Source organism: Bdellovibrio sp. HCB288 (assembly GCF_047305935.1).
In the GTDB taxonomy this organism is placed as follows: Bacteria; Bdellovibrionota; Bdellovibrionia; order Bdellovibrionales; family Bdellovibrionaceae; genus Bdellovibrio.
In genome coordinates this window covers 1691962-1702770 of record NZ_CP178619.1, presented here as the reverse complement: position 1 = coordinate 1702770, position 10809 = coordinate 1691962, and the positions used below count along the sequence as shown (strand labels likewise).

Genomic DNA, 10809 nt, shown 5'->3' with positions numbered 1-10809 from the left:
TTTTTTATTTTTAACTTAGCAAGTTCGTGTCTAGTTGCAAGAGCAGGACATCTGCGCAGAGTCAGCGTCTTTACAGCGGAAGTATTTTCCAAGATGGCTGACCACGACCGAATACGCTTTGCCATTTTGCTCCACGTAGCTCAATTCGTCACCGTTTTCATAGGTAATCAACAGTGATCTGGAAGTTTTCAACAGGTCAGTGTTTTCATATATTTTTTGAATTTCAGAATCTTTTGGATTTTGCTCAAGCTCCTGCGGCAATCGCAAATCCCGCACTTTCCCCGACACCAACATCACGTAGTGATGAACCGTTTTAACCGGCTCTGCCTCTGGTGCATTGGAATCCCCTGCGTACTCAACAAAGACTCTGCGAGTTTCGCCATCTTTCATTTTGTAATCCACGGAAGTCCATTTAGTTCGCATGTTGATGACTTTACCCATGTCCGGGGCAATCAACTTACCGATGATCTCGAAGTTGAAATCATCCTGCGGAGATAATTCCTGAACCTTCATATCCAGGCATTCACCCATAGCTTTGATATTCTTATTCAAAGCTGCATAGCGATCCGGATTTTCCATGGAAGTAGGCAAGAAACCGGAGGTGGAAACTCCCGCACTGGAATCAATTGGTGGCATATCCTCAGGAAAATGCCCCACGTGACCCGCTCTTTGTTTTAAGATGAAAAGACTGAAGGCAGCCAGACCCAGAACAACGATAATAGGAACAATGATTTTTTGTTTTGAATTCATCATTCCTTAACTATCGGTTTATCCCTGAGCCAGGTCAATGAACTCTACTTGATCAAACCAATCTCACGAAGACGCTGCATCAAGAAATCCTGTCCAGTGATGTCTGGATACTTGGCTCCAGCACCTTTGCAAGATGGCAGGCAGCTTAGCATAGCATCTGGATGAGGATGCATAAAGAACGGCATGGAATAACGATGGGAGTTTGTACCGTCTTGTGGATTGATCACACGGTGGGTGGTCGAAGGCAAAATGTCATTTGATAAACGTGCCAACATATCACCAACGTCCACAATCAAAGTATCCGGCTCAGATTCAATATCCAACCAAGTGCCATCACGATCCTTCAACTGAAGACCTGAAGCTGTTGCCGCAGGCAATATCGTGATGAAATTAATATCTTCATGAGCGGCTGCGCGCACACAACGAGGATCAACACCCTCTGGGATCGGTGGATAGTGCAAAAGACGCAGAATTGAATTTCCATCTTTCGTCATGCGAGCAAAAAAATCCTTGTCCACCTCAAGAGGCATCGTCAAAGCTTCCAACATCACATCACCTGCCACTTCCAGAGCCGCGAACAACTTCAGGAAATGTTCTTTGAATTCAGGAATTTCTTTATCCGGCCAGATATTATCCGGGTAAATGGATTTCAAAGCATTTGCTGGGGCCAATTCACGGCCGACATGCCAGAACTCTTTAAGATCCATCACTGGAGAATCTTTCGCATGTTCTTTGCCAAACGGCGTGTAACCACGCTGAAAACCTGCTGTTGGAGAGATGTAAGACTTTTTAACTTCTTCAGGAAGTGCGTAGAACTTTTCAAGCAACTCGTAAGCTTTATGTAAATCAGCAGCTTTGACGTTGTGATCTTTAAGGATGATAAAACCGTATTCTTTAAGGCCGGTAAACAATTGATCGATGAAGCGGGCCTTGTCGGATCCAGTACCTTGCGTATAACTTGCAAGACTCAATGTTGGAACTTTGCGAAGTGTACTGTTCTCTGCGTGAGAGCTGGTTTCGATCGTTCTCATAATCATCCCCTTTGGATTGGCTTTAGTGTGTTCAGCTTGGGAGGACAATACCAAGTTGCTTATTCCAAAGGCAACAGCAACTAATTATGCGTAAAAAGAATATCGAGAACTCTAACCAATGTGGCGCTCTCAAACTCAAAATGAATATCCCCATCAAACAAGCGCACAGCATGCTTATTACGGTACGGAGATCCCTCATCTCCCTCATATCCACGATAAACTACGGGGCGAGGATCCAACTTCAAAGTGTCCTCTATGATTTCCTGCAGTTTTTTATCAGGATTTTGTTTTTGCCACTGAGCTAAAATCTTTGACGCGTTTTCAGTGAACTCCACCTGGATTGGATCTTTAACAACCTCTGAAGTCCATCCTGTTCGGGCATTCGGGATCGATTCGATCTCTGGCAAATAAGGTTTGATATCCAAAATCGGCGTGCCATCAACAAGATCCGCACCCGAAACGATGATGCCGTCTTTTTCGACCTTCACCAACTCCACCAACGATAAGCCAATGGGATTAGGACGATGTGGAGTGCGCGTGGCGAAAAGACCGATGCTCTTGCCACCCATGCGTGGCGGATGAACTTTAGCATGATAGCGAGCCACCTTGTTCTGGTGAAATACCCATACTAACCAAACATGACTGAAACCCTCGAGCCCTTGAAGTGCTTCTTCCGGCTGAAGATCCGCACGAATCTTCAACTTTGCCCACGCACTCTTCACCAAGCCAGGTTGGCGCGGAGTGCCGAACTTATCCTTAAAACAACTCTCAATATACCCAATCGGTTCCATAGGTACGGCGTACCTTTTGGGGGCTCGCTGCGTCAAGCAAAAAGGCCGATCCTAAGACCGGCCTTTCGCGTGTTCTCAATTTTTTGGAGAGAAGGTATTAAAAATTACCTGAACGTCTCATCAAACCATCGCGGTTTTTAATGATGATTTCTTTGCCGTTCAAATCAATCAAACCTTCGTTTTTGAACTCCGTCAGATGGCGGGACAATGATTCATTAATTGTGCTGGCCAACTGAGCAAATTCATTGCGTGTCAGTTTTAGATTCAAAGAAATGCCATTTGGAGTTTGTGTGCCGAAGCGGTCTGCCAAAATCACCAATTGGTAAGCGATGCGCTCTTGAACTGAAGCCAAATAATGCAATTGGCTTGTGTTCTCGAAAGATTCCAAATCGTTTACAGATTGGTTCAATAGCAATTTAACCATCGGCGAAGCTTGTGCCATAGCAACTTGAATCAACTCACGTGGATACAACCACAAGACCGTCGATTTCACTGCTTTTGCATGGCATGTTGCAACGCCACCTTTTACCAAGGCTTTGTAGCCAAAGTATTCTCCAGGGGAAACAAGTTTTGTCACATATTCATTTGTCGTTGTGCGTCCTCGTGCGTGAGAACGATTTACGACAACTTTCACACATCCTGATTGCACATAGTACAATCCTTTTGGAGTATCCCCTTCCTTAAAGATCATCTCCTCTTCTTTGAGGTGAATCACTTCGTAAGGGACATTCGAAGTTGTTGGGATGTTCAAGTTTTGTTGGCCCATAAAACCTAGGGAGTTAACTCCGCCGTTGAGTATCGTTTGCGATTCCATGCTCTTAGTCCTCCGTGCTTTTTCTGAGTTGTTTGTTAACGTTTAGGCCATCCTAAACTGGTATAAAACAAGAGCCTAATTGAAATTATGACATAACCGACTTGTAAGAGTTGACCATTAGGTAATTGAAATGATTTGCCTTGACTCACACTCTACGGCCTCGTACTTTCAGCCCGACAAAAAATCTTAAAAAATTTGTGAAATCAAACGCTTATTAAATGCGCAGTCGCATGAAATTATGCGCGTGTGAAGGAATCATCAAATGACAAAAAAGTTTTTCGTTACGCTGCTTCTTCTGTCAATCAGCACCACTGCATCCGCGAATATTAAAGTCGGTCTAGTCCTTGATAAAGGTGGAAAAGACGACAAGTCCTTCAACTCCGCTGCCTACATGGGCGCAACCAAAGCCGAAAAAGATTTGAAGATTGAATTGAAATACGTTGAGGCAACTGACACCAACGCAATTGAAAATCTTCACCGCAACTTTGCTCGCAAAAACTATGATCTGATTATCGGTGTTGGCTTTGCACAAACTGATGCTGTTAAAAAAGTTTCCGCACAATTTCCCAAAATTAAGTTCGCCATCGTTGACGGCGAAGTCACTGCCGCAAACGTTCGCTCTTTGATGTTTGAAGAACACGAAGGATCCTTCCTGGTTGGAGCATTGGCAGCAATGGCTTCCAAATCCGGCTCTGTTGGTTTTGTGGGCGGCATGGATATTCCGCTGATTCGTCGCTTTGCGATGGGTTACGATGCTGGTGCAAAATTCATCAATCCAAAAATCAAAATCTCTGAGAACTATGTCGGCGTGACTGGCGAGGCATGGAACAATCCGGCCAAATCCAAAGAGCTGGCACTCGCTCAATACGGCAAAGGTGTCGATGTGATCTTTGTCGCAGCGGGCGCTTCCAACACCGGAGTATTTGACGCTGCGGAAGAAAAGAAGAAATTCGCGATCGGTGTCGACTCCAACCAAAATTGGATGAAACCTGGCACAATCCTGACTTCCATGATGAAAGCAGTTGATGTAGCTGTATATGAAACCATCAAGGAAACAAAGGATGGTAAGTTCAAAGGGGAAATAGCCCGCTTTGGATTGAAAAACTCCGGCGTGGATTACACCCTGGATAAGTACAACGAAAAACTGATAACTCCGGAAATGAAAAAGAAAGCCGACGATATCAAAAAGAAAATCATCGCCGGCCAGATTCAAGTTCCAGATTACTATAAGAAGAAGTAAACGCCATGAATCAAGTCCCTGCTGTTGAATTTCGAGGTGTCTCTAAAATATTCGGCGACTGTGTCGCCAATGCAGATATCTCCTTCAAAGTAACAGCAGGCACGATCCACGGGATCGTGGGCGAAAACGGCGCCGGCAAATCCACTGCCATGAAAATCCTTTTCGGTCTTTACACTCCCACAGATGGGGAGTTTCTGGTTCATGGCACCACTCAGTTTTTCTCCTCTTCAATTGATGCAATGAAAGCCAAGATCGGAATGGTGCACCAGCACTTCATGCTGGCAGAACCACTGACGGCTTTGGACAATATTCTTTTGCAACAAGACGGCGGCCCCTTTTCACTTCTGCCACGTACCGAACAGCTTAAAAAACTAAACGAGGTAGCCGCCCGTTATGGTTTCGATGTGGATTTAACTGCCACGGTCGAAGACCTTTCCGTAGGGGCCCAACAACGTGTCGAGATTTTAAAAATTCTCTCCCAGGACTCTGAAATCCTGATTCTGGATGAACCCACTGCTGTTTTGACTCCGCAGGAAGTTCAGGATTTCTTCAAAAACCTTCGACAACTTAAAGCCGAAGGAAAAACCATCCTCATCATCACCCACAAATTGAAGGAAGTGATGGCGATCACCGATGAAGTGACTGTGTTCCGCGCAGGAAAAGTCATCGGCACACGCAAAACTGCGGAAACGTCCATTCCCGATTTGGCAGAGATGATGGTTGGCAGACGTCTGCAAAACCCTGTTGAACGCGGCACTCAAATTGACCCAAAGCCTGTCATAGATATTCAGAACCTTTCCGCACAACTGGGAAATCATAAAGTTGAAAACCTGAATTTGAAGGTGCAAACCCGCGAAGTGGTCGGCATTGCCGGTGTCGAAGGAAATGGACAGGACATCCTGATCCGTGCCCTTTTGGATCCGCATGCTTTTTCCAAGAAGCATTTTTCCGGAAACATCCAAATTCACGGCAAAGTTGGATCCTTCCCAGAGGATCGCCTGCGCTTTGGAGTACTTCCTAATCGACCTGCATTTGAAAATTACCTTTTAGGCCAGCAGAAAACTGCAAAGTTCGCCCGCGGAATTTTCCTTAAGATGAAAGACATCATTCAGGCCACCCGTCAGGCGATGGAGCAATACGATGTCCGTCCTCGCAACGAAAATCTGGAGTTTTCAAGATTCTCGGGCGGAAACCAGCAAAAACTGGTGGTCGCACGCGCCCTCTTGCAACAGCCTCAGGCTGTAATCGCGGCTCAGCCCACACGTGGCGTGGATATTGGTGCTATCGAGTTTATTCATAATGAAATTCGCGCGGCTCGCGATGCGGGTGCGGGAGTTTTACTTATTTCTTCTGAGCTGGATGAGTTAATGGCCCTTTCCGATCGTATCGTCGTCTTGTACAAAGGTCGCTTCGTTGCAGAATTCCTGCGCAATGAGTTTGACGAAATCAAAATCGGCGCAGCAATGGGAGGTGGCCATTGAAACGAATACTAGGGTTTCTAATTGGTTTAGTTGCCGCTTTGCTGCTAACTCTGTTTGCGGGGGAAAATCCGCTTAATATCTCGATGATTCTTTTAAAAAGCGCCTTTGGTTCGATGTACGACTTTGGGATGACCTTGTCTTACGCGACTCCGATGATCTTTTGCGGACTTTCGGTGGCAATCGGTTTTCATGCGGGCATGTTCAATATCGGAGCTGAAGGTCAGTTGACGATGGCAGCCGTGACCGCCGCTGCGATTGGCGTTTTCTTTCCCAATGTTCCTTTCCCGCTGGCTCCCCTTGTTGCTTTCCTGGGGGCCTTGGCAGTTGGCGCATTCTGGGGATGGATCGTTGGTATTCTAAAAGCGCTGCGTGGCAGTCACGAAGTTATCATCACCATTATGATGAATTTTATCGCTGCCGGACTGGCAAGCTGGTTTGCTTTGAAAGTCATTCCCAATCCAAACTCCCAGAATCCCGAAACAGCCATGGTGTCTGCGAACTACATGTTCAAAGACTATGATCTTGTGGCACGCCTATTCCCCGATACACCAGCCAATGCCTCTTTGGTTGTTGCGGTGATTTTGGCCGTATTAATGTGGATATTTCTTTGGAAAACCACGTGGGGCTTTGAATTGCGGGCCGTGGGTTCGAACCCCGAAGCAGCTCAACGCTCTGGCATTTCCGCAAAACGCATGCAAATTATTGCGATGGCCTTGGCCGGTGCGTGCGCTGGATTTGTCGCACTTTCCGAAGTGATCGGCAGCGCCGGTCAATACCGTGTGGGCTTTTCTCCTGATTATGGTTTCATCGGTATCGCTGTGGCGTTGCTTGCCGCAAACAATCCCATTGGTGTGATTGCAGCAGGTTTCTTAATGGGAGCTTTGCACAAAGGGGCTTCGGATCTGGATCTTGAAACTTCCACGATCACACGGGATTTTTCGCGCATCATTCAAGCGTTTATTATTTTGGGTGTGGCAGCCAGTGCTTACTGGGAATACCGCGTTCGCAGACAAAGGAAGAAGGACTAATGGAATACTTTTTCATGATCTTCGCGTTGCTGTTAGCAACTCTGCGTCTGGCGACTCCACTGATTTTTGCTTCCATGGGCGGCATGATGAGCGAACGCTCTGGAGTCATTAACGTTGCTCTGGAAAGTTTTATGCTGGTCGGAGCCTTCACGGGCTCTGTCGTCGCGACATCCAGTTCTTCGGCGTGGCTTGGCTGGGGTGCCGCATTGATTGCCGGTCTTATTATCGGCGCCCTTTACGCACTTTTTGTTATTGAACTAAATGCTGATCAAATCGTTACGGGAATGGCTTTCAATCTTTTGGTGATGGGAGCGATTCCCTTTGCGACTAAGATTCTTTTCGATTCCACGGGTTCGACTCCCCCTTTACCCGTGGATGATCGTTTTAACTATGAACCTTTATTGTTGGCATTCCTACTGGTTGCAGGCTTGACCTTCTGGCTTAAGAAAACGCGCTCTGGATTGTGGCTGCTATTTGCTGGCGAAAATCCTGAAGCCTTGATGGCAGCAGGCGTGAGTGTTCGCAAAGTTCGTTGGTCTGCCGTGGCACTGAGTGGTGCTTTTGCCGCTTGGGGTGGAGCAAGCCTTTCTTTGTTCCTGGCCTCAGCTTACTCCCCGATGATGTCAGGTGGTCGTGGTTTCATGGCGCTGGCAGCTTTGATATTCGGAAAATGGAAACCATTGCCGGCATTCTTTGCCTGCTTGTTGTTTGCATTTGCTGACGCCATTCAAATTCGCCTGCAGGGCGTTCATATTGGTGGCATTGCCATCCCCGTTCAGTTCATTCAAATTTTACCATATATCGTTACTATCGTTGCGCTTGCGGGATTTATGGGAGCCAGTCGCTCTCCGAAGGCCCTGGGCCGCGAACTGTAATAATAAGGAGTCATCATGTTGAAGCTTGTCCTGCCATTGCTCTTGTTATCATCCACAGCATTTGCCTGGGGAGGCCGCGGCCACGATGCTATCTGCCGTGCTGCTGTCTTCTTGGTTAAAGACGAAGGATTGAAAGAATATCTTCGCAACAAACCGCAAATGATGGGGCATCTGTGCAACATTCCTGACTTTTACTGGAAGAGCCTGGGCGGCGAAGCAAACAAGCACGGAAATCCCGCGCACTTTATCGATATCGAAGTCATCGGTCTTAAAGTGGCAGACATCCCTTCAGACTATAAAAAAATTATTTCTGAATACACCGGGAAAGAAAACAAATTCAAAAATGACGGCACAACCATCAAGGACATTCCAACGGAATTCGGTTCTGCATGGTGGAGAGCGGATCAATTCGTAAATCGCATCGCTGCTTTGAACAAAGACTTTGCGGCGGCAAAGCCACCAGCAAACTTCAAAGAAGAACAGGACGAAAATCTTCCTTACAACAAGCTGGCATACCAAATGGTTGTCGACATGGGATTGATGGGCCACTTTGTGGGCGACATCTCTCAACCGTTCCATACCACAGCTGACTATGACGGTTGGGTAGCCGGTCACGGTGGCATTCACTCTTATTATGAAGATTCTGTCGTGGGTGAATTTGATGGCGACCTTGATTGGTTGGTGTTGAAAGAAGCTCGTGCCATGAAAAATCCGTCCTTCTTGAAACCCGCGACAGTTGTCGAAAAGATGAAGGCATTGTCGATCATCTCGAACACCGAGATTCCAAAAATCCTGAAGATGGATCCTGTGATCAAGCCGTCCGTACTTAAAAAAGAGCATGGCATGGAAATCAAAACTCGTGCAGAAAGAAAACCTGCTAGTGTTGCTTTCAAAAAAATGAAACCAGTGATCGTGACCGACATGGCTCGTGGCGCTTTATTGCTTGCGAACCTGTGGGATGATGCTTATGCAAAAGCAGGCAGACCTAAGATCGGGGCTTACAAGTCTTATAAGTACCCCTTCACACCGGACTTTGTAATGCCAGACTACTACGCGATTCCAGCGGACAGCAAATCTGAAAAAAAATAGGAACACCTCGAAGGCCACGGAAATCGTGGCCTTTTTGTTTCACAATTATTAATCGCAAATTCACAGTAAAAAAACCGCTAAAACATCAAGAAATCTTGATGGAATCAAACTCGATTATTTCCACGTCTTAATAAAGTTTTTGTCCTTGAAACCGAATAAACATAAAATTGATGAGGTTTCAGTGAAAAATAGAAGCTTGAATTTTAAGATGATTCTGGTGATGTCCCTGCTGGCAGGAGCATCCATAGCGATCGCTACAATCGGTCTAGTCAGTCTACAAAAAATGAACGATGTAATTGAGATACTAGTTCGCGAAAAAAGTGCTCGCGTATCAATGGTCAAAGACATCCGATCACTATTCTATATTCAATTGATCAACGAAAAGAACTACATCCTGTCCAACGATGATCATGGCCGCTCAACAGTGGACACATTGATGAAACAGCGCCACGACCAGATGGAAGAAAGAATAGATCAGCTTCATGCTATCTCCACCCCCACTGGGCAGGAGGAGCTGGCAAAGTTCAAAGAGATATACGATACATGGTGGAAGAACATCGAATCGATTCGCGATCACGTTCAAGCGGGAAATGCGGATCATGCCGAAAAAATCAGCGTGACTGAAAACAAAACTCTGCGCCATTCAGGGGAAAAGATAATTGATTCCACCGTCGATCGCAACGAAGGCCAGATGCAACACGAAGTAGAAAAAATGGAGGAAAGCTACCGGGAAGCGCGCCTGGTAATGATTTTGGTCAGCCTTTTTGCCATTCTTTTAGGAGGCATTATTGGCGGAGTCATCTTGGCAGGCCTGAGCAAGTCCATCAACGCCGTGATAGACAGCCTTTCCTCTGCTTCTAAAGAGGTGTCAGGTGCATCAACACAGATTGCAACTGCAGCCACAGAGCTTTCCCAATCAACGACGGAGCAGGCAGCTTCCCTTGAAGAATCTGTAGCCACGATCGAAGAGCTTTCCTCGATGATCAAGCAAAACTCAGCCAACGCGGATTCAGCCGCCAAATTTTCCGGCGACACCAGTGGCCTGGCAAGACGTGGTGAAGCGGAGATGAAGTCTCTTTCTGATTCCATGACTCAAATCGCAGCTGATTCGAAAAAGATGTCTGAGATCATCAACGTCATTGACGATATTGCATTTCAAACCAACCTACTGGCCCTAAACGCCGCGGTAGAGGCCGCCAGAGCGGGAGAACAAGGCAAAGGCTTTGCTGTGGTCGCTGAAGCCGTTCGCGCCTTATCACAACGAAGTGCGACGGCCGCCAAAGATATTGGCGATTTAATTCGCTCAAGCGTGGAGCGCATCAGCCAAAGTAATTCTCAGGCGGATCGAAGCGCCACCGTACTTGCTGAAATTCTGGTCGCGGTTAAGAAACTTTCTGACATCAATCAGGAAATTGCCTCTGCAAGCTCCGAGCAATCCAACGGGGTTACACAAATATCCAAAGCCTTAAATCAGCTGGATCAAACCACCCAGATGAATGCGGCCTCTTCAGAAGAAGCTGCTGCCTCCTCCGAAGAACTGGCTGCACAGGCAGAGTCTTTGGCTCACGTGATTCAATCTCTTGTTACGGCAATTAAAGGCAGTTCCAATAAATCAGAGAGTAGCTTGATCATCACTACTCGACAAACCGATAACCTACGTCAAGTGAGCTAGTCACAAGAAAAGGCCGCATATTTAGCGGCCTTATTCCT

10 protein-coding genes are annotated in these 10809 nt (G+C 46.6%); 6 read left to right on the top strand and 4 right to left on the bottom strand.

Going from position 1 to position 10809, the window contains the following annotated elements:
* Positions 1-30: 30 nt before the first annotated feature.
* From ACLVWR_RS08290 to ACLVWR_RS08275, 4 genes are all read right to left on the bottom strand, one after another.
* Positions 31-753, bottom strand: a complete 723-nt coding sequence (locus ACLVWR_RS08290; RefSeq protein ID WP_413583340.1) for a hypothetical protein — start codon at positions 751-753, stop codon at positions 31-33.
* 41 nt (positions 754-794) lie between these two features.
* Entirely contained in the window at positions 795-1781 is a 987-nt protein-coding gene (locus tag ACLVWR_RS08285; protein ID WP_413583339.1) for an isopenicillin N synthase family dioxygenase, read from the bottom strand.
* A gap of 80 nt (positions 1782-1861) precedes the next feature.
* Positions 1862-2572: a tRNA (N6-threonylcarbamoyladenosine(37)-N6)-methyltransferase TrmO gene (tsaA, locus tag ACLVWR_RS08280; RefSeq protein ID WP_413583337.1), complete on the bottom strand. Its 711-nt coding sequence runs from the start codon at positions 2570-2572 to the stop codon at positions 1862-1864.
* Between the two features lie 97 nt (positions 2573-2669).
* A complete protein-coding gene (locus ACLVWR_RS08275) occupies positions 2670-3386 on the bottom strand; it encodes a Crp/Fnr family transcriptional regulator (protein ID WP_340598547.1) in 717 nt (238 codons plus the stop codon).
* A gap of 262 nt (positions 3387-3648) precedes the next feature.
* Here ACLVWR_RS08275 and ACLVWR_RS08270 point away from each other — a divergent pair, with 262 nt between their 5' ends.
* The 6 genes from ACLVWR_RS08270 to ACLVWR_RS08245 all read left to right on the top strand — a co-directional run bounded on the left by ACLVWR_RS08270 (position 3649) and on the right by ACLVWR_RS08245 (position 10771).
* Positions 3649-4626, top strand: a complete 978-nt coding sequence (locus tag ACLVWR_RS08270; RefSeq protein WP_413583336.1) for a BMP family lipoprotein — start codon at positions 3649-3651, stop codon at positions 4624-4626.
* Between the two features lie 5 nt (positions 4627-4631).
* Positions 4632-6107, top strand: a complete 1476-nt coding sequence (locus ACLVWR_RS08265) for an ABC transporter ATP-binding protein (RefSeq protein WP_413583334.1) — start codon at positions 4632-4634, stop codon at positions 6105-6107.
* Positions 6104-7135: an ABC transporter permease gene (locus ACLVWR_RS08260; protein ID WP_413583333.1), complete on the top strand. Its 1032-nt coding sequence runs from the start codon at positions 6104-6106 to the stop codon at positions 7133-7135. The genes ACLVWR_RS08265 and ACLVWR_RS08260 overlap by 4 nt, the downstream gene beginning before the upstream one ends.
* Positions 7135-8010 carry an ABC transporter permease gene (locus tag ACLVWR_RS08255; RefSeq protein WP_413583331.1) on the top strand — a complete coding sequence of 292 codons (876 nt, stop codon included), beginning with the start codon at positions 7135-7137 and terminating at the stop codon, positions 8008-8010. The genes ACLVWR_RS08260 and ACLVWR_RS08255 overlap by 1 nt, the downstream gene beginning before the upstream one ends.
* 15 nt (positions 8011-8025) lie before the next feature.
* Complete coding sequence (locus ACLVWR_RS08250) at positions 8026-9099, top strand: hypothetical protein (RefSeq protein WP_413583330.1); 1074 nt, start codon at positions 8026-8028, stop codon at positions 9097-9099.
* A 181-nt stretch (positions 9100-9280) separates the two neighbouring features.
* Entirely contained in the window at positions 9281-10771 is a 1491-nt protein-coding gene (locus ACLVWR_RS08245) for a methyl-accepting chemotaxis protein (RefSeq protein WP_413583329.1), read from the top strand.
* Positions 10772-10809: the final 38 nt, after the last annotated feature.